The 26,448-nt window shown below is 58.6% G+C and carries 24 protein-coding genes and 1 tRNA gene; 11 read left to right on the top strand and 14 right to left on the bottom strand.

Annotation, left to right across the window (positions count from 1 at the left end):
* Positions 1-26: 26 nt before the first annotated feature.
* The 3 genes from shc to recN all read right to left on the bottom strand — a co-directional run bounded on the left by shc (position 27) and on the right by recN (position 5,241).
* Positions 27-2,060, bottom strand: coding sequence for a squalene--hopene cyclase (gene shc, locus GWR55_RS04260; protein ID WP_162401149.1), 2,034 nt, complete (start codon positions 2,058-2,060; stop codon positions 27-29).
* Between the two features lie 70 nt (positions 2,061-2,130).
* Positions 2,131-3,147, bottom strand: a complete 1,017-nt coding sequence (locus GWR55_RS04255) for a 4-hydroxy-3-methylbut-2-enyl diphosphate reductase (RefSeq protein WP_370521342.1) — start codon at positions 3,145-3,147, stop codon at positions 2,131-2,133.
* Between the two features lie 402 nt (positions 3,148-3,549).
* Positions 3,550-5,241: a DNA repair protein RecN gene (recN, locus tag GWR55_RS04250; RefSeq protein ID WP_162403760.1), complete on the bottom strand. Its 1,692-nt coding sequence runs from the start codon at positions 5,239-5,241 to the stop codon at positions 3,550-3,552.
* Between the two features lie 164 nt (positions 5,242-5,405).
* Between recN and GWR55_RS04245 the strand changes: the two genes are divergently transcribed.
* Positions 5,406-6,182, top strand: a complete 777-nt coding sequence (locus GWR55_RS04245; protein WP_162401148.1) for a thioredoxin family protein — start codon at positions 5,406-5,408, stop codon at positions 6,180-6,182.
* Positions 6,183-6,230: 48 nt separating this feature from the next.
* Entirely contained in the window at positions 6,231-8,282 is a 2,052-nt protein-coding gene (locus tag GWR55_RS04240) for an ABC transporter ATP-binding protein (RefSeq protein WP_162401147.1), read from the top strand.
* A gap of 9 nt (positions 8,283-8,291) precedes the next feature.
* On the opposite strand, the gene GWR55_RS04235 is transcribed toward GWR55_RS04240, so the two are convergent.
* From GWR55_RS04235 to GWR55_RS04205, 7 genes are all read right to left on the bottom strand, one after another.
* Positions 8,292-9,530, bottom strand: a complete 1,239-nt coding sequence (locus tag GWR55_RS04235) for an ABC transporter permease (RefSeq protein WP_162401146.1) — start codon at positions 9,528-9,530, stop codon at positions 8,292-8,294.
* 4 nt (positions 9,531-9,534) lie between these two features.
* On the bottom strand, positions 9,535-10,791 hold the full coding sequence (locus GWR55_RS04230) for an ABC transporter permease (RefSeq protein WP_162401145.1): 1,257 nt from the start codon (positions 10,789-10,791) through the stop codon (positions 9,535-9,537).
* 277 nt (positions 10,792-11,068) lie between these two features.
* Positions 11,069-11,641: a 3-hydroxyacyl-CoA dehydrogenase NAD-binding domain-containing protein gene (locus tag GWR55_RS04225; protein ID WP_238398637.1), complete on the bottom strand. Its 573-nt coding sequence runs from the start codon at positions 11,639-11,641 to the stop codon at positions 11,069-11,071.
* The gene (locus GWR55_RS04220; RefSeq protein ID WP_162401144.1) at positions 11,638-11,823 is read right to left on the bottom strand and encodes a hypothetical protein; all 186 of its coding nucleotides are present in this window, start codon (positions 11,821-11,823) and stop codon (positions 11,638-11,640) included. Before GWR55_RS04220 ends, GWR55_RS04225 begins: the two co-directional genes overlap by 4 nt.
* Positions 11,824-11,856: 33 nt before the next feature.
* Positions 11,857-13,437, bottom strand: a complete 1,581-nt coding sequence (gene malQ, locus GWR55_RS04215; RefSeq protein ID WP_162401143.1) for a 4-alpha-glucanotransferase — start codon at positions 13,435-13,437, stop codon at positions 11,857-11,859.
* Positions 13,438-13,592: 155 nt separating this feature from the next.
* The gene (locus GWR55_RS04210; RefSeq protein ID WP_162401142.1) at positions 13,593-15,569 is read right to left on the bottom strand and encodes a peptidyl-prolyl cis-trans isomerase; all 1,977 of its coding nucleotides are present in this window, start codon (positions 15,567-15,569) and stop codon (positions 13,593-13,595) included.
* A gap of 258 nt (positions 15,570-15,827) precedes the next feature.
* Entirely contained in the window at positions 15,828-17,057 is a 1,230-nt protein-coding gene (locus GWR55_RS04205; RefSeq protein ID WP_162401141.1) for a BON domain-containing protein, read from the bottom strand.
* Between the two features lie 147 nt (positions 17,058-17,204).
* On the opposite strand from GWR55_RS04205, the gene GWR55_RS04200 reads away from it, so the two are divergent.
* Positions 17,205-17,281, top strand: a tRNA-Met gene (locus GWR55_RS04200).
* Positions 17,282-17,624: 343 nt separating this feature from the next.
* Here GWR55_RS04200 and GWR55_RS04195 read toward each other — a convergent pair.
* Both GWR55_RS04195 and GWR55_RS04190 read right to left on the bottom strand, forming a co-directional pair.
* A complete protein-coding gene (locus tag GWR55_RS04195; protein WP_162401140.1) occupies positions 17,625-18,317 on the bottom strand; it encodes a M1 family metallopeptidase in 693 nt (230 codons plus the stop codon).
* 10 nt (positions 18,318-18,327) lie between these two features.
* A complete protein-coding gene (locus tag GWR55_RS04190) occupies positions 18,328-18,609 on the bottom strand; it encodes a hypothetical protein (protein WP_162401139.1) in 282 nt (93 codons plus the stop codon).
* Positions 18,610-18,959: 350 nt separating this feature from the next.
* Here GWR55_RS04190 and GWR55_RS04185 point away from each other — a divergent pair, with 350 nt between their 5' ends.
* From GWR55_RS04185 to GWR55_RS04170, 4 genes are all read left to right on the top strand, one after another.
* Complete coding sequence (locus GWR55_RS04185) at positions 18,960-19,700, top strand: YebC/PmpR family DNA-binding transcriptional regulator (RefSeq protein WP_162401138.1); 741 nt, start codon at positions 18,960-18,962, stop codon at positions 19,698-19,700.
* 87 nt (positions 19,701-19,787) lie between these two features.
* The gene (locus tag GWR55_RS04180; RefSeq protein WP_238398636.1) at positions 19,788-20,522 is read left to right on the top strand and encodes an acyloxyacyl hydrolase; all 735 of its coding nucleotides are present in this window, start codon (positions 19,788-19,790) and stop codon (positions 20,520-20,522) included.
* 29 nt (positions 20,523-20,551) lie between these two features.
* Positions 20,552-21,472 (top strand): glutamate formimidoyltransferase, encoded by a 921-nt coding sequence (ftcD, locus tag GWR55_RS04175; protein ID WP_162401137.1) that lies wholly within the window; start codon positions 20,552-20,554, stop codon positions 21,470-21,472.
* Positions 21,473-21,614: 142 nt separating this feature from the next.
* A complete protein-coding gene (locus GWR55_RS04170; RefSeq protein ID WP_162401136.1) occupies positions 21,615-22,565 on the top strand; it encodes a hypothetical protein in 951 nt (316 codons plus the stop codon).
* A 69-nt stretch (positions 22,566-22,634) separates the two neighbouring features.
* On the opposite strand, the gene GWR55_RS04165 is transcribed toward GWR55_RS04170, so the two are convergent.
* The gene (locus tag GWR55_RS04165; RefSeq protein WP_162401135.1) at positions 22,635-23,090 is read right to left on the bottom strand and encodes a chemotaxis protein CheX; all 456 of its coding nucleotides are present in this window, start codon (positions 23,088-23,090) and stop codon (positions 22,635-22,637) included.
* Between the two features lies 1 nt (position 23,091).
* Positions 23,092-23,481, bottom strand: coding sequence for a response regulator (locus GWR55_RS04160; RefSeq protein WP_162401134.1), 390 nt, complete (start codon positions 23,479-23,481; stop codon positions 23,092-23,094).
* A gap of 166 nt (positions 23,482-23,647) precedes the next feature.
* Between GWR55_RS04160 and GWR55_RS04155 the strand changes: the two genes are divergently transcribed.
* From GWR55_RS04155 to GWR55_RS04140, 4 genes are read left to right on the top strand one after another with little or no spacing between them, the layout of a single operon-like run.
* Positions 23,648-24,367 (top strand): flagellar hook-basal body protein, encoded by a 720-nt coding sequence (locus tag GWR55_RS04155; protein WP_370521340.1) that lies wholly within the window; start codon positions 23,648-23,650, stop codon positions 24,365-24,367.
* A 23-nt stretch (positions 24,368-24,390) separates the two neighbouring features.
* Positions 24,391-25,179, top strand: a complete 789-nt coding sequence (gene flgG / locus GWR55_RS04150) for a flagellar basal-body rod protein FlgG (RefSeq protein ID WP_162401132.1) — start codon at positions 24,391-24,393, stop codon at positions 25,177-25,179.
* Between the two features lie 7 nt (positions 25,180-25,186).
* Positions 25,187-25,726 (top strand): flagella basal body P-ring formation protein FlgA, encoded by a 540-nt coding sequence (locus GWR55_RS04145; protein WP_162401131.1) that lies wholly within the window; start codon positions 25,187-25,189, stop codon positions 25,724-25,726.
* Positions 25,723-26,445 (top strand): flagellar basal body L-ring protein FlgH, encoded by a 723-nt coding sequence (locus GWR55_RS04140; protein WP_202925577.1) that lies wholly within the window; start codon positions 25,723-25,725, stop codon positions 26,443-26,445. The genes GWR55_RS04145 and GWR55_RS04140 overlap by 4 nt, the downstream gene beginning before the upstream one ends.
* Positions 26,446-26,448: the final 3 nt, after the last annotated feature.

Below are 26,448 nucleotides of genomic sequence, written 5' to 3'. Positions count from 1 at the left end.
GGAGGCTCCTCCAAAGAAAAAGTCTGTTACGCAGCCGATTCGGCTGCCTCGCGCTTCATGGCGCGCTCATATGTCGTCAACGCCAGCAATGGGAAGTACTGCTTGTAGAGGTGATAGCCAAGATAGAACACGCGCGGAAAACCCGTTCCCGTGTAGTAGCTCTCGCCGTTCCGTCCCGGTACCAGCTCATCCCAGCTTCCGTCCTCATGCTGACGCTCAATCAACCAGCGAACTCCCTTGGCAACCGAATCTGATCGCGTATCTCCCGCAGCCAGCAAACCTAGAATCGCCCATGCCGTCTGTGATGGTGTGCTGGGACCGATTCCCCTCTGGTTCGGATCGTCGTAGGTCCCGCAGGTCTCACCCCATCCTCCGTCGGCGTTCTGGACACTTCGTATCCATTCGGCAGCCTGCTGGATGGCGGGCTCGTGATTCCACACTCCCATCGCCTCCAGGCCGCGAAGGACCAGGAAGGTGCCATAGAGATAATTCACGCCCCAGCGGCCAAACCAGCTGCCATCAGGCTCCTGATCCTTAAGGATGAACTGGACAGCCTTTTCGACTCTCGGATCTTTGCGGGTGAACCCATACAGGGCGAGCATCTCCAGCATCCGGCCGGTGATGTCTACCGTCGGCGGGTCCAGCATCGCGTTATGGTCCGCAAACGGGATGTACTGGAAGATCATCTTGGTGTTGTCTTTGTCGAAAGACGCCCACCCGCCGCTCTTGCACTGCATGGCCCATACCCAGTTCAGGGCACGTTGGCAGACCTCGTAGTGATAACGCTCCTTGGGATAATCCACACAGTTGAGGGCCAGCAGAACCTGCCCAGTATCATCGATATCCGGGTAAAACTCGTTGTTAAACTCGAAACACCAGCCGCCAGGCTCCACATTCCTGACCTTTTCGGCCCAGTCCCCCTTGGTACGGATCTCTTTGGAGAGTATCCACTCGGCTGCCTTCAGCATCTGGGGATCGGTACGGCTGACGCCAGCCTCGCCCAGAGCGTACATCGCCTGCGCGGTATCCCATACCGGCGGGAAGCAGGGCTGCATCCGAAAGGTCGGGGTCGGGTAGTCGGGTGTTCCCTCAGGGCAATCGATGCCGAGCTTTTCGAACTCGTCCATCGCCCGGATCATCTGCGGGTCATCGAAGGAGTAGTCAAGACAGCGGAGGGCCACAATCGAATTCAGCATCGCCGGATAGATCGCGCCCAGTCCATCGGACTTCTCAAAACGAGCCAGCATCCACTTTTCTGCCCGGCGAATCGCCACCTTCCTCAGGGGACGAATGTGGACCCGCTCAAACCAGTGCACCATCCGGTCGGTGAAGAGAAAGAAGTTCCTCCAGCCGATCAGGTTCTTCCTATCCCAGCGCAGGCGAAGATCGGCGTTCTGTCTGCCACCCACAAAGAGCTCATCGATACACTGCTCGGGCGGCAGTTTTTTGAACGGTTTTTTGGCGTAGATGATCGAGAGCGGGACCAGAATTCCACGCGACCAGGAAGAGATCTCGTAGATGTTGAAGTAAGACCAATTGGGAAACAGGACGATCTCAGGCGGAACTGCAGGAACGGCATCGTAGTCATACTGCCCAAGCGCACAGAGATAGATCTTGGTGAAGGTGTTGCACTCGACCACGCCGCCATTTGCCAGGACCCATTCGCGGGCCTTCACCAGGACAGGGTGATCCGCAGACCAGCCCATCAGCTTCAGAGCCAGGTAGGCTTTGACTCCGTAATTGATGTTGGAAGGTCCGTCAGGATAGAGGCTCCAGCCGCCATCTTCATTCTGGTGCCGCAAAATCTCGTTAAGCGCCCGCTGCAGCTTCCCAGGGTCTCCTGTCCCGAGCAGCTTGTGCATGAAGATGTAGTCGGCCTCGAGCATCACGTCGGCCTCGAGCTCTCCACACCAGTAGCCGTCGGGGTGCTGCTGTCCGAGCAGCCACTCCTTGGAGCGGCGGATGCCTTCGGCCACCTGATGCAAGGCAAGATCCAACCGGCCGAACCGCGGCTGTTTTTGCTGGTCCGGCTTCTGCGGGTTCTCTGAAATTTTGCTCATCTACGACTCTCTGGAACCGCGGCCTCGCTAACCACCAAAACAGCGAGAAGCGGTTACTCCTTTTTCCGCCTTATTGCGCGGGTTGCGGGGCCGAAGCGATCGCCTGAACAATCTCTGGAGGAAGACCAAAACGCACGTTCTCGGGCATTACCTCGACCTCGTCGACCGAGCCATAGCCCTTAGCCTGCAGGTAGGTAACAACCTCCTGGACCAGCACTTCGGGAGCGGATGCGCCTGCGGTCACAGCGACCGCGTTCATTCCTTCCAGCCACTCCGGCTTGATGTCCTCCGCCTTATCGATCAGGTAGGAGTTGGTACCAAGGTTCTGCGAGACCTCCACCAGGCGGTTGGAGTTCGAACTGTTGCGCGATCCTACAACAAGAACGACGTCTGCGCCGTGCGCGACGTTCTTCACCGCCGTCTGGCGGTTCTCGGTTGCGTAGCAGATGTCCTGCGCATGGGGGCCTACGATGTTTGGAAACTTCTTCTTGAGGGCATCGATCATGTACTTCGCCTCGTCGAGCGAGAGCGTCGTCTGGGTGAGATAGGCTACCTTGTCCGGGTCCGGAACGATCAGCGCCTCGACTTCTTCCACCGTCGAGACGACCTGGGTTACCTCTGGAGCCTCTCCCTGGGTTCCCTCGACCTCCTCATGATCGCGATGTCCGACCAGAACCAACGAGTAGCCCTGTTTGGCGAACTTGATCGCTTCCACATGCACCTTGGTAACGAGGGGGCAGGTGGCATCGATGACCTTGAGGCCCCGGTCCTTCGCACGCTGACGCACGGCAGGCGAGACGCCATGGGCGGAGTAGATGACCCTTGCACCTTCCGGAACCTCATCCAGCTCATTGACGAAGATGGCGCCCTTCTTGGCCAGATCGTTCACGACATAGCTGTTGTGCACGATCTCCTTTCGGACGTAGATTGGCGCACCAAAGGCTTCGAGGGCAATCCGCACAATATCGATGGCGCGGACAACGCCCGCACAGAAGCCACGAGGCTTGAGCAGGAGAACCCGCTTGGTCTGCCTTGGGGAGTTGATCTCAGAGGTGGTTACAGGATCGAGGGTTGTCGTGGTGGTCACCGCTTAAGTATACCGCGATAAACGTTAAAACACCCTTTCACGGGGAATCTCGCGTGGTGCCGCTTTCCGGGTAGATCCGACCATCCATCCATGCCTGCGCAATCAGCTCCGATCCAACTAAACTCTTTCCTTTCAAATACCTTTACCAGGAATCAGGAGTCGCAGCCGGGATGTCCGCAGTTGCAGCGCAGCGTCATGAACTTTCGTGAGTCTTCGCACTGCGACGAGCAGTATTTGCTTCCTGGCTGAGGAGGGCAGTTGCATCCCTGTTTGGCGCATTTCTGGGGAGTGTTGTTCATAGCGAGGCCCCCTCCGGAGGCTATTTGTGCCTCTTGGGATGCAAACTGCTTCCTATGGGGATGCGTGCGAAACTGCTTCCGGAAGCGAAAAAAGAGAATTCGCTCAGCGGCTGGCAGCCAGCAGATGTTCGGCGTGCTTCAGGCTCGTCTCGGTCAGTTTTTCACCGCTCAACATTCGGGCTATCTCGTGCGCACGTTCCGTCTCATCCATCCGGCGAATGGCCGTCTGCGTGCGTCCTCGCTTTTCTGTCTTTTCGATGAGAAAGTGCTGATCGGCGAACGCGGCGATCTGCGGCAGATGGGTGATACACAACACCTGCTGTCCGCGGGAGAGCGTCTTCAGTTTTTTGCCGACTGCTTCAGCGGCGCGGCCGCCGATTCCAATATCGATCTCATCGAAAACAAGGGTTCGCGGAAGCGGCGCCTTCTTTCTTTTGCCGGTTCCCTGCGCTCCCTCTTCGACGGTCACCTTCAGGGCTAGCATGACGCGGGACATCTCGCCGCCCGATGCGATCTCGTTGAGCGGCTTGAGGGGCTCACCGGGGTTGGTGGCGATGCGGTACTCGACCTGATCCCACCCATGCGAGGACCAGCCTGACTCCTGCTCCTCAGGGCGAACTGCTACCTCGAAACGGGTATTCATTGCCAAGTCATTAATCTGCCCGACGGCCAGCTTTTCCAGACGCTTTGCCGCCTCCCTGCGGGCCGCTGTGACTTTGCCAGCCGCAAGACGATATGCCTCCGCGTCTGCAGCCTGTTTCGTCTTCAGTTCTGCCAGCAGAGCATCGCGATTTTCCACCTCGGTCAGCCTGCGAACGGCCTCTTCACCGAAGGCGATGACCTCGGCGAGCGTCTGGCCGTACTTCCGCTTCAGCTTATCGAGCGCTGCCAGTCGATCTTCGATCTCTTCCAGGCGTCCCGGAGAGGCGTTGGCGTTTTCGGCGAACTCGCGCACTTCGGCGGCCACATCTTCCACGGTAGCCTTGGCCGCTGCAAGCTGCTGGGCTGCCGCACTGAACCGCCCGTCGAATCGCGCCAGGTCTTCCACCTGCTTCAAGGCGGATCCCAGGGTCGTCTCGGCAGCGCTTTCGCTCTCGTACAGGAGCTCGTAGGCGCTCATGGCCGCGGTGTAGACACGCTCTGAGTTTGCAAGCACACGCTTCTCTGTCTCAAGCTGCCCGTCTTCGTCAGGTGCGGTCAGGCCGGCCTGCTCGATCTCTTTCGCCTGAAAGCGCCAAAGGTCGGCCATACGCAGACGGTCCTGCTCATCGGCTTCGAGTTCCGTGAGTCTTGCAGCCGTATTGCGCCATGTCTCGTATGCGATTGTTACGGCATCGGTCGTAATTTCTCCAAACCGGTCAAGCAGGGTGCGCTGCTGCGCCTGGTCAAAGGCACCCATGGTCTCGCCCTGGGAGTGGACCAGCGCCAACTCCGGAGCGAGCAGCTTGAGCACCCCGACGGTCGCGGATTGGTTGTTGACGAAGACGCGTCCTTTGCCGCCGGCGGCGATCTCGCGGCGAAGCACGACCTCATCGCCTTCTGCATCGATTCCGTTGGCCTCGAGGACCGCCGCTGCTCCGGGGGTCATCTCGAAGACGCAGGAGACAACGGCCCGCTCTTCTCCGTGGCGTACCACGTCGGACGAGGCCTTGCCACCCAGCAGCATCTGCAGGGCGTCGATCAGGATGGACTTTCCAGCGCCTGTCTCACCGGTCATCAGGTTCAGGCCGGGACCAAAGCCGGCTACAGCCTGATCGATCACAGCATAGTTTTCCGCGCGTAACTCGAGCAGCATCTCTTCCCGCCTCAGCGAACGGTTTACGCCGAGCATAGCAAATCCACCTTATTGCTCGATCCACATGTCGTGCAGAAGGAAGATTTTGTGACCGACGGAAGAGCGCGGCACTCGAACATAGCGATAGAATTCCGACCGGTGCGGCTTTCTGGAAAGGACCTGCCGTGATCTTGCTAAGGATCTTTTTTGTAGCTCTTCTGCTGTCTGCGGGAATCGCTCCTGCGCGATCGCAGACTGCCTCGACCGGGACACCCGTTCTGGTGGAGCTGTTTACGTCGGAAGGCTGCTCAAGCTGCCCGCCTGCCGACAAGCTTCTCGGCGTACTACAGACGCAGCAGCCCGTTCCGGGGGCCCATATTGTGGCGGTGGAGGAACATGTCGATTACTGGGACCGTCAGGGCTGGCGCGATCGCTTCTCTTCGGCTCGATTTACGCAAAGGCAGGGTTTCTATGCTCCCCGGCTGAATTTTGAGGACTCCTACACGCCGCAGATGGTTGTGGATGGCGCGACGCAGTTTCTGGGCAGCGACTCGTCCAAAGCATTTGCCGTGATCTCCCAGGCCGCACAGAAGGAGAAGATTCGGCTGACGCTGTCTGCGCCTGTGGTCAACGGGCGGACTGTCGCCGGATCGGTCTCGGTGCAGGATGGAGCGGCATCCCTGCCGCATGGCGATCTGTATGCCGTGCTGATTCAGCCTTCGGCATCGACGGAAGTAAAAGGGGGAGAGAATGGCGGAAAGCAGCTGAGCCATGTCAGCGTAGCCCGGGCGTTTGCGAGGGTGGGAAAGATCGGGGATCTTTCGCATGGCCCGGTCGATTTCAAGATTACAGCACCGGCTGAGGCCGATCCTGCGGGTATGCGACTCATTCTCTTCGCCCAGCTCCCCAGCCAAGGCGCTGTGCGAGGTATTGCTGAGGCAACAATTCCGACCTCCCGATAGGAGAGTTCCGCATCCTGCCCTGCCGGTAAGCATCTAGAATAGACATAGATGGCGGACCAGAAGACAGCCGGGAGACCCTCCAAAGCACCTGCAAAAAAGCCCGCGCAGGATGATGACGTCGTAGGTAAGGTCTATGACGGCCGTCTGATGCGACGGCTGCTGACCTACCTTGGGCCGTATCGCCTTCAGGTGATCCTTTCGGCGGTCGCCATTCTGATTAAGGCAGCCAGCGATGTGATGGGCCCTTACCTGGTAAAGGTAGCGGTCGATACCTATATGACGGATACTCCACCGGAGCATCTTTCCTGGCTGGCGCGCCACCTCAGCTCCGCTCCCCTGACGGGCATTACACAACTGGCAGGTCTTTATCTGGGAGCGCTGTCGCTGAGCTTTGTGCTGGAGTTTGTCCAGACCTACCTGATGCAGTGGACCGGCCAGAAGATCATGTTCGATCTACGCAGCCAGATCTTCCGCCACTTGCAGCGCATGTCGCCGGCGTTCTTCGATCGCAATCCCGTCGGACGGCTGGTGACGCGGGTTACCTCGGATGTGGATGCGCTCAACGAGATGTTTACCTCGGGCGTGCTGGCGATCTTTGAAGATGTCTTTGTGCTGGCCTTCATCGTGATGATTATGCTGCGAATGAGCTGGCCGCTGGCCTTGCTGACGATCTCGGTGATTCCGGCGATTCTTTACGTCACCAGCATCTTCCGCAAATACGTCCGCGATAGTTATCGCCGCCAGCGCTCGGCGACGGCACGCATCAATGCCTTTACGCAGGAGTATGTCTCCGGCATGGCCATCGTGCAGTTGTTCAATCGCGAGAGGCGCGCCTTCAACGACTTCTCCGAGGTCAATGCGGAGAATAAGAAGGCCTGGACGGATGCCATCTTCGCCTACGCGCTCTACTACCCGATCGTCGAGCTTCTCAGCTCGACGGCGATTGCGCTGGTCATCTGGCGGGGCGGCATCAGCGTACTGCATACGGAGAGCTTTACCTGGCTGACCAACCATACCTATCTGGCATCGGGTTCGGGCACCGTTCATCACAGCATCTTTGGGACGGTCACGCTCGGCGTGCTGATCGCCTTTATCCAGTATGCGCAACGCTTCTTCCGGCCCATTCAGGATCTTAGCGACAAGTACAACATCCTGCAGGCCGCAATGGCAGCCTCCGAACGCATCTTCAAGCTGCTCGATACCCAGTCGGAGATCATCTCTCCGTCCCATCCGGTTGCCGGCGATAACTCGGGCCGCGTGGAGTTCCGAAACGTCTGGTTCACCTACCAGCATCTGGACGAGCATCAGGTTGCCAGGATCAGCAAGGCGTCCGAAGACGAGCTTGGCTCCTTTGCGGACATCGAATGGATTCTGCGCGGTGTGAACTTCACGATCGAGCCGGACGAGACGGCCGCGATTGTAGGCCACACAGGAGCGGGCAAAACAACGATTACAGCTCTGATGATGCGCTTCTACGATATTCAGCGCGGCGAGATCCTGGTGGACGATGTGGATGTCCGGAAGCAGGATCTGACGAGACTGCGCCGGCGCTTCGGCGTCGTCCTGCAGGATCCCTTTCTTTTCACCGGAACCATTGCGGACAACGTTCGGTTGGGCTCTTCGTGGATCACCGACGAGCAGCTGGAACGCGCGTGCGATGAGGTCAACGTCGGCGATTTCATTCGCACGCTCCCACGACAGTTCAAGGAGCCCGTGCAGGAGCGCGGGGCCACGCTTTCAACCGGCCAGAAGCAGCTGATCAGCTTTGCCCGGGCGCTGGCGCATGCGCCACGCATCCTGATCCTCGATGAGGCAACAAGCTCTGTCGATACAGATACGGAGCTTCGCGTGCGGATGGCGCTCTCGCGCATGATCACAGGACGTACCTCCATCCTGATCGCGCATCGTCTCTCCACCATCCAGAGCGCCGATACGATTCTGGTGATGCATAAAGGCCACCTGCGCGAAAAAGGAAGCCATCAGGAGCTGCTGGCGCAGCGAGGACTCTACTGGAAGCTCTACCAGCTTCAGTACAAAGACCAGGAAGCCGGCGCGGGCGCGAGTACGGATGTTCGGCTGGAGCCTCTGGGCGCGGACTGAGGTTTGCCGCTATTCGTACCGCAGAGCTTCGATGGGATCGAGATTGGCGGCCTGGATTGCCGGGATCATTCCGCTGACTACGCCGACGAGTACCAGAACCGTGGTTGCGATGATGACTATGTTGGGCGAGATGAGCAGGTAGATATCCGCCGCGCTGGCATTGGTGGCGATGGCGCTGTAGAAGGTGATTCCGCCGACAAGCTTGCTGACCGTAAATGCCAGCAGGATGCCTCCGAGCCCGCCGACGCCGGTGATCACCATGGATTCGGCAAGGAACTGAAAGAGGATATGGCGCTTGCGGGCGCCGAGGGCTTTTTCGACGCCGATCTCACGGGTTCGCTGCTGCACGCTGACCAGCATGATGTTCATCAGGCCGATACCGGCGATGCCGAGCGTGAGAACTCCAATGAACAGGAGCAATGCCTGGAGCCCGATGGAGATGAGTCGGAACTGTGCGAGCTGCGACATGATATTCGCCACCCATATCGCGTTCTTATCGGTGGGACGAAATCCATGGGCAGCCCCCAGCTCATTGCGCAGGGCGTGCTCCACAGCCATGTGATCCCCTTTGTAGCTCATCCACATTCCGTCGAGATACTTGGTGTCCTTGATATCTCCCATCGTCGGAAACGGGATATAGCTGACACGGTTGATGTTGTCATCCCCCTCCTGCATCTTTGGCTTCAGGACCCCGATCACTTCGAAACTGATGCCATTGATATGGATCTTCTGGCCGAGGGGGAACATGCCCGAGAAGAGCTTCGTCTTCGCCTCAGATCCAATCACGACGACGTGGTTGCGCTGCTGCATGTCCGATGCAGACAGGAACCTGCCTTCCTCCATCTGGATGTTCATGATCTCGGAGAGCTCGGGAGCGACGCCATCGACCTCCCAGGTGAAGGAGTGCAGATCGTTCTGTACCGGGACCTGCTTCCAGAGCATGGGAGAGATGTGCAGGATGCCGGGGACTGTTTCCTGGATGCGCTCGATGTCGTCCTGTTTGAAGCGGACCTTGATGCCAGCCTTGGTGCCTCCGGCCTGCTCGCTGGTGGTTCCCGGGAAGACGCCGATCATGTGGGTTCCCCACTGCGCGAAGATCGCCTCGAAGGCGCGGCCAAAGCCGGCTCCGTAGGCCAGCAGCAGAACCACGGTGGCGATGCCCCAGGCCATGCCGACGACGGTGATTGCGGTGCGCCGGCCGTTGAAGCGCATGGCCTCCATCGCCTGAAGGAAGATGTCCTTGATCATCGGGCTATTCCTTTCTGAGCGCTTCGACGGGCTCGAGGGATGCGGCCTTACTGGCCGGATAGAGGCCTGCGACAACACCGCAAAGGACGAGAGTTCCCATGGCCATGGCCGCTGACCACGGAACGAGCCGGGGTGGGTCGAATCCCATCTGGTTATTTCCCATCGCCTTGCCGAGAGCGAACATGAGCGTCCCTGCACCAGCAATGCCTATTATGCCGCTGAGGCCGGTCAGCATCAGTCCTTCGAGGAAGAACTGGATCAGAATGCTGCGTTTTGTGGCCCCAAGGGCTTTGCGAAGGCCGATCTCCTTGGTGCGCTCAGTCACGGTGACCAGCATGATGTTAATGATGCCGACGGCCCCGAGGGCCAGGGTGACGATGCCGACGCCCCCGAGGAAGACATCCATCGCGGTAAAGATGAGCCCGACGGTGCGCTCGGATTTGATGGTGTCCCACTCTTCGAAGGCATCTTTGACAGAGGCATCGAAGCCGTGGCGCTGGGCGATGATGCGATGGACCTCGGCCTTTGCCGTCTCATTCAGGTCGGGCGTGGTGGGCTGGTACTGGATGGAGGTGACGGCGTCGGCAGGAATGTTCTCTCCCGTCATGGGGAAGAGCTCGAGCATGGTGGAGAGCGGAATGTAGAGCTTCTGATTGTCGCCGTCGTTGTTGCCGCGTCCGATCTTGTCGGCGACGCCTATGACCTGGAAACGTGCTCCGTTGATGGTGATGAAGGCTCCCAGCGAGGGGCGGCCCGGAAAGAGCAGCTTGTTGTTCTTCTGTCCCAGGACGACGAGTCTTCTGCGCTGAGCGACGTCATCGGAGTTGAAGAAACGGCCCTGAGCGAGGGGAAGATTGCGAATCTCCGTGTAGTTGGCCTGGACTCCCATGACGGAGCCGCCAGAGCTTGAGAATTCGCTGACCTGCTTAAGATCGCCGCGATTGATGAATGCCGTGGCATTACGGACGTGCGGGGCCTGCTGCCGGATGGCTGCCGTATCGGCGACGGTGAGCTTATAGGGTCGCATACCGGTGTGCTGATTCGGCAGTGCAGGAATGGTTCCACCCCATGCCATAATGACGTCCTGACCGAGCTGCGCGAGACCACGGCGCTGACCGGACCGAAAGCCCTCGCCAAGACCAATGAGGAGCAGGAGCGAGGCCACGCCCCAGGCGATGCCGAACATGGTCAGGAACGAGCGCAGCTTATTCGCCGCGATGGAACGAAAGACCTGGGCGAAGATGTCGATGAGAGCGCGCATGGCGATATTTTGACTTCAGGAGTCCATCATCGGGTACGCAGCCGGGTAGAAAAGAGTTCCCTTGTGTGACGAAGTGTACCGGATTGGGGGCGGTTTCGGGTTCTGTTCCGTGGTTGGCGGGAGATCCTGGCAGGTTCGCTTGAGGGACTGTGGCTGTGCTGACAAAATGCGGGGGTCTCTCCACTGCGGCCCTTCGGGCCTTCGGTCGAGATGACACTTTCGAGAAACAGGGGCTGGCGATGACACCTCAGAGGGCGCTTCTGACCTCAATGCAGCCCTAAGTCAGATTTTTCGTGAGGACGGCGGCCTCGGGGTCGGCCTGGGCTTCCGGAACGGTACCGAGCTTGCGGAAGAGGTCTTCCACGGAGTGAAGCACGTCTGGCGCAGCGGATGGCGGATAGAGAATCTCGACTGGGCTGCCTTTCAGGATCTCTCCGCGGATGGCGAAACAGCGCTCTGGCCGATAGACGCAGGATGCGAGATCGGTAATGCTGAGGGCCCTGCTGGGGGTGCAGAGGATGGTCTTCGGGGGGGCCATGCGGTCAGCCATGCTGAAGATCTCGAGCTTGGATTCGAGCTCGTCAGGGACGAAGTCGACGACGATGTCGGCCTCGCGAACGGCTCCTTCGACGGTCGAAGCCAGCTCCAGCTCACCGTAGCCTCCCCGGACGCTCAGATCGGCGTACTCCATCTCCGCGGTCCTGAGATTGGAGGGCATCACATCTTCGAGAACGACATAAAATCCGGCAGATGCGCAGGCCATGGCGAAGCTGCGTCCCGCCTTCCCTGCCCCGATCACTGCAATCACGCAGATTGCAGGAGCGGGCGCGTGGGCGGATGCATCGTTCACTTCTTTCCTGCCAGGGCGGCAATCACGGACTCGAAGCTGGGATCGGCGTGCTTGATATGCTCGGCTACCCGCTGGCGCTCTTCGTCGGTCAGCGAAGGCAGTACGGCGAGGATGCGGCGCAGCGTCACTGAAATATCGTCAACGTAGTTCATGGTGCGAATGGCTTCGCCAGAGAGAGGCATGAAGGCTCCTGAGTTTAAGATTGCCTCTCCAGTCTAAATCGTCTGCGCGAGCTCTGCCGAGGAAGAGGAAACGGGGATGGAAGGCAGTTCCGAAGGAACATAGCCGTCACGATCGGTCATCTCGGTAAGCGCTGCGAGCTGCACTGCAAAATCCGGGTGCAGGGCACCTTCTTCGAATCGCCAGGCCCAGTTTCCTGTCGAGGCGGCCGGGGTGTTCATGCGTGCTTCACTGCCGAGGTGCAGGACATCCTGAAGAGGAAAGATACAGATGTCAGCCACTGAGCGCGCCGCAGCGCGCATCAGCGCCCATACAATCTCCGCTTCATGGCGTATGGGCTGAAGATAGGTTTCGACATTTCCACGCTCGACATTGGTAGCATCCTCGCGCCACCAGCCGAGCGTGGTGTTGTTGTCATGGGTGCCGGTGTAGACCACCGTATTCGGCACGAACCTGTGCGGCAGATGGAGATGTGCTGCGCGGTCGGAGAAACCGAACTGAAGCACACGCATTCCGGGCATGTGGAAGTGCTCGCGCAGATGATCGACCTCCGGGGTGATGAGGCCAAGATCTTCGGCGATGAAGGGCAGATCGCCAAAGACGCGACGCAGATGTTCAAAGAGCTCCGTGCCCGGCACCTTGACCCATATGCCTTTTACCGCCGTTACCTCGGAGGCAGGGATGGACCAGCAGGCCTCGAATCCGCGGAAGTGGTCGAGACGGATCATATCGTAGAGCGCGAGCGAGCGGCGGATGCGGGCAACCCACCAGTCGAAGCCACGCGCCGCCAGGGTGTGCCACTTGTAGAGCGGGTTGCCCCAGCGCTGCCCGGTTGCGGAGAAGTAATCCGGAGGAACGCCGGAGACACAGATTGGAAGACGATTCTCATTCAGCTCGAAGATGTCAGGATTGGTCCAGACATCGGCGCTGTCGTAGCTGACGAAGATGGCGACATCACCAAGAATGCGAATGTCGCGTTCCGCACAGTAGCTCTTGAGCGCGCTCCATTGCTCATCGAAGAAGAACTGAATCACCTGTTCGATGGCCAGTTCGTGGGCTGAGTCGGTACGAAGGGTAGCCATCGCGTCTTCGTGGCGATGCGCGAAGTGCACAGGCCACTGGTCCCAGCTGACGAGGTTGAATCGCCTCCGCAACACGGTAAAGATTGCATAGTCCGGAAGCCAGGAGATATTGCGCTGCAGAAACTCCTGATAACGCTTCTGAGCAGATGCGTCGGCGCGCTGGAGGAAATTGCCGGCAGCCTCTTCCATCAGGGGCAGCTTCTCCTGAATCGCCCGGGCGAAGTCGACGGGTCCATTGTGGCCGGCAAGACCGGAGATCTGCTCGGGAGCAAGCCATCCATCGCCCACAAGCTTTTCCAGGCTGATCAGGAGTGGATTGCCAGCGAAGGCCGAGAGCGCGGAATAAGGTGAGCTGCCATATCCCGTCGGACTGAGAGGAAGCACCTGCCACAGGCGCTGCTTTGACGATTTGAGGAAATCCGCGAAGGCATAGGCCGCCGGTCCCAGATCTCCAATACCGCCATAGGAGGGCAGCGAGGTTATGTGCAAGAGGATTCCGGATACTCGTGCCATATCTACGACGGTGCTGCTCATTACGCCCCCTTAATGTAGCTATCCAACCTGAGAGATGGACGATCGCTTCCCACCCCCCGCTATCTGAGACTTTGACACGTCTGATGCGAAAAAGCACGAGCCCGATTCTCCTGGAGAACGGGCTCGTGCTTCGATGGTGTATTTGCTGTTACGGATCAGTTGCCGGCAGGAAGTGTGGGAGATGCCGGCTGCCGCTTGGAATAGCGGATGGCGCCTGCATCTTCATACTTCTTCGTGAGATTTCCTACATAGACGCTGAAGATCTCGTCCCGCTGGCGGTTCAGCAACTGTTCTTTCGTCTGATCGAAGTTCTTTGCGATCTCGTCAGCCGTAGGCTCCTGCTTGTCGGTGACAGTCAGTACGACTCCGGCACGACCGAGGTTGATTGGATCGGAGATGGTTCCCTTGTTGAGCGTGAACGCGACCGAAGCCGGTCCGCCCATGGAGCCGATCTCAGGCACCTGAGCATCCTTCGCGACCAGGTCGCTGGTCTTGATGGGAAGGTTCATCTCGGCAGCGGCCTTCTTCAGGTCGTTGAGAACCTTGGCGCGATCATCCAACTTCTTCAGCTGCGTATTCAGCAGCAAAGGAACCTGCTGCTCACGATAGTCGTCGAGGATATGCGATTTGTATTGGGCAAAGTCGGGAGCGTGGGCGGGCTTGATGTCGGTTACCTGGAAGACCGCGAAACCGTCACCCGTCGAGACGGAGGCAGGGTCTGCTCCTTTAACGACAGAGAACGCCTGCGTGAGCAAAGCGGAGCTGTCGGAGAGGCCGGGGATGACACCGTCCTTCGCAACATAATCGGTGTTGACGACGTGCAAGCCGCGTGCCTGTGCCGCCTTGTCGAGACCATTCTTCTTGGCATCGGCCGCCAGCTGCGACGCATAGGTCTGCTCGGCGGCGCCGGTGCGCTGCTGCTCGAGGATGGGGACGATCTCGGACTTGACCTCAGAGAGAGGCCGCAGGTGCGCCGTCTTCTTATCTTCAACCTGGAGGATGTGATAACCGAACTGTGTCTTAATAACGTCGGAGATCTGACCGGGGTTGAGCGCGAAGGCTACCTTATCGAACTCAGGAACAGTGCGGCCACGGTCGAGCCACCCGAGTTCTCCGCCCTGCGCCTTGCTGCCAGGGTCGTCGGAGTTCTTACTGGCAAGATCGGCAAAGTTGCCCCCGTTCCTGATCTGCTTCAGGAGGTCTTCGGCCTTGGCTTTGGCAGCGGCGTCGGTTTTGCTGTCGGCTCCGGCAGGAACGGCTATCAGGATGTGACGAACCTTTACCTGCTCCTTGACCTGATACTGGGACTGATGCTGGTTGTAGTAGGCCTGTACGTCAGCGTCGGAGATCTGAGGCTTGCCGCCCGGAATGTTGGAGGCGTCGAAGGCAACGTACTGAACCTTACGGCTCTCAGGGATGGCCGTAGCGTAGCGGGCCTGATTGTCCTTGAAGAATTTTTCGAGATCCACATCGGAGGGATTGATAGTCTTGCGCAGGTCATCTGCGGAGATGACAGCGTAATCGAACTTCACCTTGGTTCCCCGCGTCCTGTAAGCCTCGCGCACAGCCTGGTCGGAGACGCTGACGCCGCCGGTGATGAGTGCCTGCAGGCGCTGCAGCTCCATATCGCTCTTGACCTGCGATTCGAAGTCGGAGCGGCTGACCTGAAAGAAGTTCTGAACGAAGTTCATGTAGGCGTCATCGCCGATGTACTTTCCACCGGGAAAGAGGTACTGGGCAAAGGGTCCGGTTTCAAGCTCGCGACGGAGGTCTTCATCGGTGGCCTGGAGGCTCAGGCGATCGGCCTCGTTTTTCAGGATCTGGCGCTGGACGAGGACCTGGCCTGCACGCTGCGTCATGTAAGGCATCAGGAATTCGGGCAACCGCTGTTGCTGCAACTGGCGGGTTGCAAGCTGGTTGACCTCGGTCATCTTGATGGTCGAACTATTCCAGCCGAATCGTCCTAAAATGCCCGGTTCGTGGACGGTAGCGAAGGTGTTGGGATCGTTGGTCGCGGAGTTGTCAAAGACGCCCGGGACCAGCGTGATCACCATAGTGATAATCGCAAAGCCGATGATGACGGCAAAGAGAATCTTCGTGATGCGGTTGTCCTGTTGCAGAATACGAATCATGCTTGACTGAAGACCTTCGATTTGAAAACGCCACCGTCATACACGGATGTGCGGCCGCCCGGAATTTGCGAAGCCAGAACGTAACCCGCAGGAGCGCGCACTGGATGCAGGGCAAGCTCTGAGTATAAATCACGGGCAGAAGAGATTTCGATCTGGACTGTCAACCGCTCCGAAGCCAATGCTGAGCGATCCTCAATAAAGGGTGCTGAAAAGAAAGGCGACAAGGCGCTGAAATGAGGCAGCCTGCCGCCTTGGGCACTAGTGATAGTACGGGTAATAGTAGGGATATGGAGAGTAAACCGGACCGTAGGGGTAGGGCGGAGGAGCATAGTATCTGCGCCGCATGGAAGGAGCCGCTTGCGGAGGCGGCAGGCCTGCTCCGAGACGATCGAGTTCTGCCTGGGAGACGGTAGTCAAGGCAGTCTGCTGCGCCAGACGGAAAGAGACAATCGCTTCCGAGGGTACGGTAGCTTCTCCCTGTCGGGAAGCGGACGAGACGCCGAGGCCCGCGATGGCTCCCAGCCCGGCACCGAGAAGGGCTCCGGGGCCTCCACCGGCGATGGCGCCGATCATCGCTCCGGTGGCCCCCATACCAGCGGTCGTACTCACTGTCTGCCCGGTCTTGTCGTAGCCCGCATGTGACCACGGTGTTGTGGCAAACGGATAAGTGTGTCCGTCGACGATGACATCAGTCAGCTCAAGAGCAATTCCTCCACGACCGCGAAGACCGCCACCTGGCTGCGCGTCGGAGACACGTCCCTGCACTGTCGCGCCGCGAGGAACGGCCACCATGCCATCCGAGAAGATGTCATTCAGAACAACACCGTCAAAGGGAGTTCCCGGTTGCGAATGCCGACTATCCATCGCCTGGTTGATTCTGACACGGACGATCGTTCCCGCTGGAACGACGACAGACTGGCCGGCCTGCTGCTGGATGCGGTTCATGCCGCGTACAGGGGGCGGTGTTGGCGGATATCCAGGATTTGGCGGATATCCAGGATAAGGAGGAGCCGAGGGCGCCCCAACTGGAGCCGGAGCATTTTGCGGATAGGACTCGGGTGGCGGGGGTACGGAGGCTGCAGTCTGCGGCTCCTGGCCTTCAACAGATGGCTGCGACGCATTCGGGTCTTCCTGCTCAGCCTGATCTTCCGGGAGGGTGGAGACTCCAGTCTGCGCAGGAGCGGGAGTACCGATGGCCAGCTCATCGACGACCTTCTTGACTCCGTCGGTGTTTGCGACCAGCTGCTCCGCTTTGTCGCGCATCGCTTCGGTCTGAACCGAGCCGCTGAGAGTGACAACGCCGTACACCGTGCTGGACCCAATGGCCTGATCGGCGAGTTCAGGAGCACTCGCAAGGGACTTAAGAACGTTGGCCTCAATCTGTGCGTCAGGCAACGTCTTCTGCTGCGCCAGGCCTACTGCTGCAGCCATGCCTAAACCGAGCACTACACCGCCGATGCTCTTCCAATAACGACGCTGCCGCTCCATACCGCTATTCCTCCAATGCAATCTATAAGAACTCTCTTCTGGTTATAAAGTTACGGTCTATCAAGCCTGAAAATGCGCATCTGGCCTCCGTCCTGAGGTGAGCTGCTCTGCATTTGACCTTACAGGACGAGAACGATATATTTGATTTGCGGGGTGGAGCAGCCCGGTAGCTCGTTGGGCTCATAACCCAAAGGTCGCAGGTTCAAATCCTGCCCCCGCAACCAAAGAATCAACAACATAGAAGTACCGAAAATCCCAGCCGAGATCTCATTATCCCCAAGCGGAAATGCCCGCAAGAGTCCTTTCTCGCGGAAGGACTTTGGCGTTTAAGTCCCCCTCCTTTCCCATTCGAACTTCTACTTAAACAAGCCCCACAAGCTGGCTGTTTATGCGAACACTCTCGGTTGTACAAACTCTGGTCCTGGGAGAGGTTCTCTCACCCGACTGCGGGCAGTTGGTACCAGTGCTGACGTCTGGCAGGGCGAGCATTGCCACGGCCACCCGCGGATCAACAGCTCCGATTGGGCCCTGGAACCCGATAACTGATGACTTTAGGTAGGCTGCATTTCATCTGCGGGTAATACTTGTGCGCACTGCCGCCAAAGGAGCGTGTGTGTCAAACTCAACCGTGTCACCAGCGCGGCGGATTCCAAGCGACTTCCATAACACAGGGAGATCGACTTCAACGGGGTTCGTGCTCCATTGGCGATACATAGTGGTAAGGACATGCGTTCCTGTTTCCTTGTCCCCGATCTCCAGCGCCCGCTCAAGAGGCCATTCCCGGTCGATTGTTCCTCCGGCAGTGACGATCGCGCGGAGAGCATCCTGGAATCCCTTGCGATCTCCGGTTTCCTTCCGGATATTGACGTCCGCCACCAGACAAAACAGCGCTCCGCCCCAGTAGGTTCTGCCCCAGGTGTGGGTACGATCCAGGCCTTCGTCGCCGGGCTTCGGCTCGCCCTTCGGCATACCTTCCATCATGTCGGACCAGATGCGCTTTGCATCCAACTCACCGGCCTGCACGCGAGCGATCGGTTCCACGTAGGTGGCAATTCCCTCCTCCATCCAGTGGTTCTCATCGGGCAAGTCGGGAAAGGCCATGTGGGTCAGTTCATGGGTCATCATCCAGTCATCTGCAAGTTCCTGTGCGGTCGTATTCTGGCCTACGCTAATCCTCGTGAATCCATCAAAGCCATCTCTGCCGCCCCAGGTAGTCCCGTGGAAGACTCCATCTCTGCCAGCCTCAGGAACTACCAACACGCGTATGCTTTTAACCGGAAAACCGCCCATAGTAGGTGCTGACTGCACGAACGGCTTTCTGCACCCAATCGAGGAGGGCCGGTTTTTCCAGGTCCAATTCTCCCTCCGCAAAATCGACCTGAATCTTCGCTCCAGCCATATCCAGGGTGTGTGACTCCGCGATCTGCCTGCCACCATTTCCTCTGCCGAAAGAATGTTCGCCCTGGGCGATGATGATGCCGCGAAGGCAGAGGCATACCCCAACGACAAGAAGGAACTTCTTTGAAAACGCGGATCGAAGTTTTGTCATCATTCGGCACCGTGCTGGTTGGACGGTTTTACCCGGTCCAAGGACAAAGACAAATCTCCGATTCCCGCGGACACCTGTCAAGCACCCAACGGTTGAAGTTACTGGGCAGTCAACGGTTTGGGGAGTGTCGTCTCTCCTGCATGGGGCCGTTATAATAGGTAAAGCGCCTGATGCTTCAAGGGAACTGCTGTTCAACACGGGAGTCTACGTCTTGAGATCCGGACCTAAGACTTTTCGTTGGAAGAGTTTGCGGAAAAGCTGCCTGGGGACGGATCTTTCTCCAGCGTGGTAGAATCGCAAGGTCGTAACACCCCTGCCAACCTGCAGGCGAAACATACCAAACGAGGTTGTACATGTCCGGCCACTCAAAATGGGCGACTATTAAGCATAAGAAGGGCGCTCTGGACGCCAAGCGTGGAAAGATCTTTACCCGCCTGATCAAGGAAATCACCATCGCCGCCAAACTGGGCGGAGGCGATCCGGACGGCAATCCCCGACTCCGTGGCGCTGTCGCTGCCGCCAAGGCAGAGAACATGCCTTCGGAGAATATCAAGCGCGCCATTCAGCGCGGTACGGGTGAACTCGAAGGCGTCTCGTATGAAGAGATCACCTATGAAGGATATGGCCCCGGTGGTGCAGCCATCATTGTTGAGGTCCTTACCGACAACAAGAACAGGGCTGTCAGCGAAGTTCGGCATGCCTTTTCGAAGAACGGCGGCAACCTCGGCGCCGAGGGTGCCGTAGCCTGGATGTTCACCACCAAGGGCTTGATTACGGTACCCAAATCCGGCGCTTCCGAGGATAAGCTTACGGAGATCGTTCTGGACGCCGGAGCGGAAGATCTGTCCGACCAGGGCGAGAACTGGGAGATCCTGACCGACCCCAAGGACTTTGAAGCTGTCACCAACGCCCTGAAAGCTGCCGGAGTCACGCCCGAGACTGCTGCGGTCACCAAGATTGCCTCCACCTACACCAAACTGGAAGGATCGCAGGCCAACGCAATGATTCGCCTGCTGGAGACGCTCGAAGATCTGGATGACACGCAGAATGTCTACTCCAACTTCGATATGGACGAGGCCCCTGTCGCCAGCTAAGTTCCAGCGGTCAACCTGTTCAAAAGGCCGCCAAGGGATGGCGGCTTTTCTTCTGCAACTGCATCTTTTCTCTATGGAGATTTTGGATTGACCAGGATCGTTCGTCGTCTCTCAGCCGCCTGCGCATTGTCGATCGCCGCTTTGCTATCAACCTCTCCGCTGCTGGCACAGGCTGCACCGGCCGCAGCAACTCCTTTCAACTCCACGGAACGTCCGCTTGAACTGGGGGTTCTCGCACAGGGAGGCGTGGGAGTCACCGATGAACGAAACGACTTCAAGTTTTTTATGCTTGGAGGTCATGTTGGCAAGGTTCTAACCCCAAACGTAGGCCCCGGAATTGTTCACGGGAACTTTGAGTACGCCATCGAAGTCTTTCCTTTCTGGCAGTCCTACACGCCTACGTTCGAACGCCGTCTCTGCACCGCTCCCGGGGCCTGTTCGGCACCTTACAAGACCGGCGGCACCTACACCGGCGTCTCAATCACTCCGATTCTGCTGCGCTGGAACTTCACTGGCTCTGGCCATCGCAAAATTACGCCCTGGGCGCAGGGCGGAGGCGGTCTTATCTGGACGAACCATAAGTATCCAGGCTTCGGAGGGCCACCCTACGACGAGGTCAACGACGGATACGCGGCGAACACCAGCGTCTGGAACTTCACCCCGCAGTTCGGGGTTGGCATGCACTACTTCCTTACACCGCGCCGTTCGATCGACTTCGGGGCCAACGCCGTTCATATCTCGTCGTCGTCTCTGGGCGACAAGAATCCCGGCGTCAACGCGAGCATACAATTCTCCGTCGGCTACACGTGGTGGAAGAAGTAACCAAGGGCAAAAAGCAGCAGGTTGGAACGATGAATTCAGAAGCTATCGTCGAGTGCGTCCCGAATTATTCGGAAGGAACGGATCTCTCTAAAGTCAGCCGCATTGTGCATGCGATGGAGGTGCCGGGTGTCAGCCTTCTCGACTGGTCGCTCGATATAGCGCACAATCGCTCGGTTGTCACCATCGCGGGACCTCCTGAAGACGTGCTTGAATCGGCTGTTCGCGGAGCAGGAAAGGCTGCAGAACTGATCGACCTTACGCGGCAAAAGGGTGTGCATCCCCGCATCGGTGCGGCCGACGTCATTCCGTTTATCCCGGTCCGCGGGGCAAGCCTGGCACAGTGCGCTCTGCTCGCGCGGCAGGCTGGACTGAACCTCTGGCGGCGCCATGGAGTTCCGGTCTATTATTACGGCGCGTGTGCTGCAAGGCCTGATCGCGTGCAGTTGGAGGACGTGCGTCGCGGCCAGTTCGAAGGACTTCGCGAGGCTGTGCGCCGCGACAGCGCGCGCCGTCCCGACGTGGGCGGTCCGGAGCTGCATGAGACGGCTGGCGCCTCCGTGGTGGGAGCCCGCAGCTTTCTGATCGCATATAACGTCCATCTCCATCAGCCTGATATTACGGCCGCCCGTGCGATCGCGCGGGACATTCGTGCCTCCAATGGAGGACTCCATGGAGTGAAGGCGCTTGGTGTATTAGCCAACGATCGGGCGCAGGTCAGTATGAACATCACCGACCATGTGGCCACACCGATGACCAAGGTCTACAGTCGCCTGAAAGAACTGGCGTTTCGATATGGAGCCGAGTTGGCCGAGAGCGAACTGATTGGACTGATTCCGGAGGCGGCCTTTGAGGAGGGTGCCGAATGGATCGCGGGCATCCCGGACTTTGACCCGGCCATTAAAGTAGTAGAGCGCCGATTGCTGAGCCCGCTGGAGTGGCCTCAGCAGTAGGGCCTAGGCGCCCCGGGAACACACCTTTTGCTCGTGTGTGCGTCAAAAGTGGCAGCATCAGAGGCTTGCATCTCTTTTGCTGCCGCGAAAAAATAGAATGCGTGGGCCAATTTGCGGAAGCAAGGCCCCAGGAGCCGTATCCTTGCAAATCATCAAGTTCATCCTTCCGGCGGCGCTGCTCTTTACCAGTGCAGGCTTCACTTCAGCAGCCCAGCTCTCCAACGATGCGAAGGCCGCGATTCCTCACGACGTACAGCAGGTCATCTCGGTGGACTATCGCGCGATGCAGAACTCCTCTGCAGCCATGGAGCTTAAGGACAAGATTCTGCCACCCGATCTGAAGCGGCTTGAGGGCGCGTTGAAGAGTTCCGGTCTAAAGGTCGACCAGGATGCCGACGTATTGACCTTTGCCGCCTTTCGCCAGGGAGGCGCCTCGCAAGGCACCAACATCCTGGGCGTCGCTCAAGGGCAGTTCCACACGCGCGAGATCATGGCGAACTTTGCCAAGAACAAGGTAAAGCCCACCATGGTGCGGGAGAATAGCGTGTACCCCATGGGCTCGAATGGCATGAGCGTGACGTTTCTGAATCAGACGACGATGGTCTTTGGCAGCCGCAATGCTGTGAAAGCGGCCCTGGACGCGCGCGACGGGGTTGCCTCCAACTTCCTCCAGAACGGCGACATGGTCAACGAGATGCTCGCGGTCGAGAAACACGCCGTGTGGAGCCTTCTCGATCAGAGAGGAACACAGACGATGATGCGCTCCGTGCTGGGCGAGGCCTCTCAGCTGGCGGACTATGACACGGTGCGTAATCGCATGAAGAGCTCGCGCTATACGATGGACTTCGACAACGGCGTGAAGTTCGATATGGCGGTGGTCATGGGCGATACGATGACGGCTGCTACCTGTGCCACCCTGCTGAAGGGTGTCTCGCTGCTCAAGAAGACCCAGGGCACTGCCCTTGAGAAGAGCGCGCTGGACGCAACGACGATCGATTCGAACTCCGGCACACTGACGGTCTCTTACTCGGCCTCCGACGGCCAGTTTGCATCGCTGCTTAGCTCCCCGCTCTTTCAGTCGGTCGTTCGATAAGCTGCCAGAAATCCGTAAAAGAGAGGCGCTCTTAGGAGCGCCTCTCTTTTACGCAGAGCTTCTCTCTGTTCAGAAGTTCATGTGGACGCCAAAGACATGGCCTTCGAAGCTGTAGAAGCGACGGAAGCCTTCCTGCGCTTCCAGATGGATGGGCGAATCGTGTGTCGAGATACTGGGCGGAGAGATGGCGCATCCGGCCTCGTCCGATCCGAGTTTGCTCTTCCATCCGCCGGCGATCATATTGCAAAGCTCTCCGATGGCATCGCCCGCCATTGGATCCCCTGGCTCAGAAGGGATTCCGAGAAGAGCCTCTGCCGTCACGCGGGCCACTGATTCGCTGGCAAAGAGGACGCACTCTCCATGGATCACTCCTGAGAACAGGATGCGTGCCGAGATGCATGGAGCGATCGCAACTGCAATCTCGGCGGGAGAGCAGTTTCTGGCCAGCATCATCTCGAAGACCTCGCAGACCGCGGAATCCAGCCTTGCAATCCATTCAGGCTGTTTATTTTGCCACGCCGCCATGCTAGACCGCCTCGATCAGCGGTGCGACCCGGGCCTTTACCTGTTCTGCTGTAAAGGGCTTGCAGATGTATCCCTGTGCCCCGGCAGCGATGGCGCGGAGCACGAACGGTTCGCTGCCCTCTGTTGTAATCATCACCACCGGAACCCCAGCGGCAAGCTGCTGATCGCGCCGCGCTTCAAGAAACTGAAGCCCGTCCATGACTGGCATGTTGATGTCGCTGATAATGAGGCCTATCTTCTGTGGACTTCCCCCATCTTTGCGGAGAATTTCAAGAGCTTCCTCTCCGTTCGAGGCCTCCACCACCTCGGTAAGATCGAGACCGGACTGCCGCAAAGCCCTCTCGATGACCTTCCGCATTACCGATGAATCGTCAATAATTAGCGCTCGCACCTACCCTCCACAGTGACTGCTGTTCTTCTCTCTCATCGGCTGTGCTGCGCGAGGCTTGAGCGGAGCGACCTTAAGTTGCTCTAACGGAAGCTGTGCGCTCTTTGGCACGGAACCTGCTTGAGCAGTTCGTATGGACAGCGGACTCTATGCGGCCTACACAGGCCTGATGGCGCGAACGCAAGCACTGGACACTGCAGCGAACAACCTGTCGAATGCGGGAACGAACGGCTTTCGCGCTCAGCGCGACTTCTTTCGCGGAGTTCTGGTCGACAGTCTGCGACCGGGATCGCCCTCCGATTCGCAGGTAGGGCGTACCGTAAACGACTTTGGGATCCTGGGCGGAAATGCCCTGGACCTTGGACAGGGCCAGCTTGTCGCCACCGGGAATCCTCTCGATCTTGCTATTCAGGGCGATGGCTTCTTCGGCATTAAGACCACCAATGGCGTGCGCTACACACGCGACGGTGCCTTCCGGCGATCCCCGACAGGGGTGCTTGAGACAAATACGGGAGAGACCGTGCTAGACGCAAAGCTGCAGCCCATCACAATTCCGACCGGAAGCATTCACATTTCGCCGGATGGAAGTGTTTCGGTATCAACGCCTGAGGGCAGCTCGATCGTTGGCCGGGTCGCGATCTTCGACTTCGCAAACCGCTATGCGTTGATGGCGGAAGGAACCAACCGTTTTGCAGCAGGAACAGAAAAGCCGATTGCAGCAAAGGGGATCATCGAGCAGGGCGCGATTGAAGGAGCGAATCAGGATGCCGTTCACGGGTCCATGCAGCTGGTGTTGGTGCAGCGACAGGCCGAGATGATGCAGAAGGCACTGAGTGTCTTCAACAATGAATTCGATAAGACCGCGACGGAAGAGCTTCCGCGCGTCTGACTTCAGCCAAGGAGAGGAATGCAATGATCAGAGCGCTTTATACAGCAGCCAGCGGAATGAGTGCCCAGCAGGCGAATCTGGATACGGTGGCGAACAACCTCGCCAACTCCGCGACAGCGGGGTTTCGCAGACGGCGGCTTCAGTTCGAAGACATGATCTACCAGAACATGATCACTCCCGGCTCACCGCAGACGCAGCAGACGACCTCGGCCGGTCTTCAGATTGGCCTCGGAACGCGCTCCGCAGCGACCGAAGTAATCATGACGCAGGGAGACTACAACCAGACCTCGAACACCTACGACATCGCCATTCAGGGCAGCGGTTTTTTTCAGGTGCAGCGTCCGGATGGAACGATCGCATACACGCGCGCGGGTAACTTTCATCCTACAAATCAGGGCGTGCTTGTTACAGCCGACGGCGATCCGGTGATTCCGACGATCTCGATTCCATCGAACGCAAAAGATGTGATGATCTCGCAGTATGGCGTCGTGTCGGCGACAATTCCGGGACAGGCGACGCCGACACAACTGGGGACGATTCAACTGGCGACCTTCGCCAACCCCGGTGGTCTGCAGTCGATTGGCGGCAACCTCTTCCTGCAGACGGACGCCTCCGGCGTGCCGATCACCGATGTTCCCGGAGGCAACACGGGAATTGGAACGCTGCAGCAGGGCTACCTGGAAGGATCGAACGTGGATGTCGTCGCAGAGTTTGTCCAGATGATCCTTGCGCAGCGCGCCTATGAGAGCAACTCCAAGGTGGTGCATGTTGCCGACGATATGTACTCGCAGATCAACGGCCTCGTCCGGTAGGAACCCTATGACTTCCCTGCTCTTCACCCTCCGTGTCCTCTCGCTTTGTCTCGCGCTACTGGCGTGCGTGCCGGCATTGGCATTCGATATAGGATGCGCCAGTACTCCGCAGCTCGCCGTCAGAATGACGCGTGCTGTTGCCACCAAACAGATGCCATTACAGGCGGACGGCTACAGGGTGCAATCGATGCGTTACGATCCCGTTCTGGATCGGCAGTGGGCAGTTATTGCAATCTGCGGACATCCGGAGCGACCTACCTTCGCTGTACCGGTTGATTCTGCCGCGACGGATCGCTCTGAGAGCACCTCGCGTGGGAACGCTGTCATCCGAGATCAGAAGGCGGCAGTCGTGCATGCCGGTGATCTTGTTCAAGCATGGCAGCAGCAGCCGAATCTCCGCATCGAGGTTGCAGGTCGCGCGGAAGAGAGCGGGATTATCGGCAGCCACGTACGGATTCGGATGTTACATTCCGGCTTTGAATCAGGCCCGCCGCTGACCGTCACCGGGATCGTTCGTGGCCCCGGGAATGTGGAGATCTTTCAATGAGGATTCTGGTCAGCGCGGCCGTGGGACTTTTTGTCCTGGGAAGTTCGCCAAGTGTATTGATGGGGCAACCATCGGCTAAAGACCAATCTCATGCGAAGGTCAATGTGGCGGAGGCATCGCTGGATGCCTATCTGGCGCGTGTCCGCGCGGAGAACTCGGCGGTGCAGGCCGCTCCAGGATCGATCTGGGTGGATAGCGGACGTTTGACGCGAATGATGGCGGATGTGCGGGCCATGCGTCCCCATGACCTCATCTCTGTGATCGTAGACGAGAACCTTGCAGCCTCGACTGACGGGACAGTGAAGAACACCCGGGCCTCCAACGCAAGCTCGCAGGTTTCGAGCCTCTTCGGAGTATTACATGCGGGGAATGCGTTGCAGAACCTTGTAAATCAGAGTTCAGGGGCTGGCCTGAACGCACAAGGGACCAGCGCAACCAACTCCAGCCTGAGCACGGTGCTTGGCGGACATGTAATCGAGGTTCTCCCCAACGGCATGCTGGTGATCGAGGCCGCGCGCCAGGTGGAGTTCAGTCAGCAGACACAGACGATTGTGCTGCACGGTGTCGTCCGGCCGGAAGACATCTCTCAGCAGAATCAGATCCTTTCAACCGCTATCTCCAGCCTTGAACTGCAGGTACGCGGCAAAGGAATTATCACCGACTATACGCACCGGCCCAATGCCCTGGTCCGGCTGCTTCAACGGGCACTGATCTTCTAGCAA

It is taken from the genome of Edaphobacter sp. 12200R-103 (assembly GCF_010093025.1).
Classification (GTDB): Bacteria; Acidobacteriota; Terriglobia; order Terriglobales; family Acidobacteriaceae; genus Edaphobacter.
The sequence above is the reverse complement of the archived record's forward strand: the minus strand, read 5'-3'. Positions and strand labels throughout refer to the sequence as shown.

Excerpts from the sequence above, each read along its gene's own strand:
- GWR55_RS04145 (WP_162401131.1), top strand. The coding sequence starts at position 25,187 with ATGACTTCCCTGCTCTTCACCCTCCGTGTCCTCTCGCTTTGTCTCGCG.
- recN (WP_162403760.1), bottom strand. The coding sequence starts at position 5,241 with ATGCTGCTCGAGTTACGCGCGGAAAACTATGCTGTGATCGATCAGGCT.
- GWR55_RS04185 (WP_162401138.1), top strand. The coding sequence starts at position 18,960 with ATGTCCGGCCACTCAAAATGGGCGACTATTAAGCATAAGAAGGGCGCT.
- GWR55_RS04230 (WP_162401145.1), bottom strand. The coding sequence starts at position 10,791 with ATGCGCGCTCTCATCGACATCTTCGCCCAGGTCTTTCGTTCCATCGCG.
- shc (WP_162401149.1), bottom strand. The coding sequence starts at position 2,060 with ATGAGCAAAATTTCAGAGAACCCGCAGAAGCCGGACCAGCAAAAACAG.
- GWR55_RS04205 (WP_162401141.1), bottom strand. The coding sequence starts at position 17,057 with ATGGAGCGGCAGCGTCGTTATTGGAAGAGCATCGGCGGTGTAGTGCTC.
- GWR55_RS04240 (WP_162401147.1), top strand. The coding sequence starts at position 6,231 with ATGGCGGACCAGAAGACAGCCGGGAGACCCTCCAAAGCACCTGCAAAA.
- GWR55_RS04140 (WP_202925577.1), top strand. The coding sequence starts at position 25,723 with ATGAGGATTCTGGTCAGCGCGGCCGTGGGACTTTTTGTCCTGGGAAGT.
- GWR55_RS04220 (WP_162401144.1), bottom strand. The coding sequence starts at position 11,823 with ATGCCTCTCTCTGGCGAAGCCATTCGCACCATGAACTACGTTGACGAT.
- GWR55_RS04190 (WP_162401139.1), bottom strand. The coding sequence starts at position 18,609 with ATGATGACAAAACTTCGATCCGCGTTTTCAAAGAAGTTCCTTCTTGTC.
- flgG (WP_162401132.1), top strand. The coding sequence starts at position 24,391 with ATGATCAGAGCGCTTTATACAGCAGCCAGCGGAATGAGTGCCCAGCAG.
- GWR55_RS04235 (WP_162401146.1), bottom strand. The coding sequence starts at position 9,530 with ATGATCAAGGACATCTTCCTTCAGGCGATGGAGGCCATGCGCTTCAAC.
- GWR55_RS04210 (WP_162401142.1), bottom strand. The coding sequence starts at position 15,569 with ATGATTCGTATTCTGCAACAGGACAACCGCATCACGAAGATTCTCTTT.
- GWR55_RS04155 (WP_370521340.1), top strand. The coding sequence starts at position 23,648 with ATGGCGCGAACGCAAGCACTGGACACTGCAGCGAACAACCTGTCGAAT.
- ftcD (WP_162401137.1), top strand. The coding sequence starts at position 20,552 with ATGAATTCAGAAGCTATCGTCGAGTGCGTCCCGAATTATTCGGAAGGA.
- malQ (WP_162401143.1), bottom strand. The coding sequence starts at position 13,437 with ATGAGCAGCACCGTCGTAGATATGGCACGAGTATCCGGAATCCTCTTG.
- GWR55_RS04165 (WP_162401135.1), bottom strand. The coding sequence starts at position 23,090 with ATGGCGGCGTGGCAAAATAAACAGCCTGAATGGATTGCAAGGCTGGAT.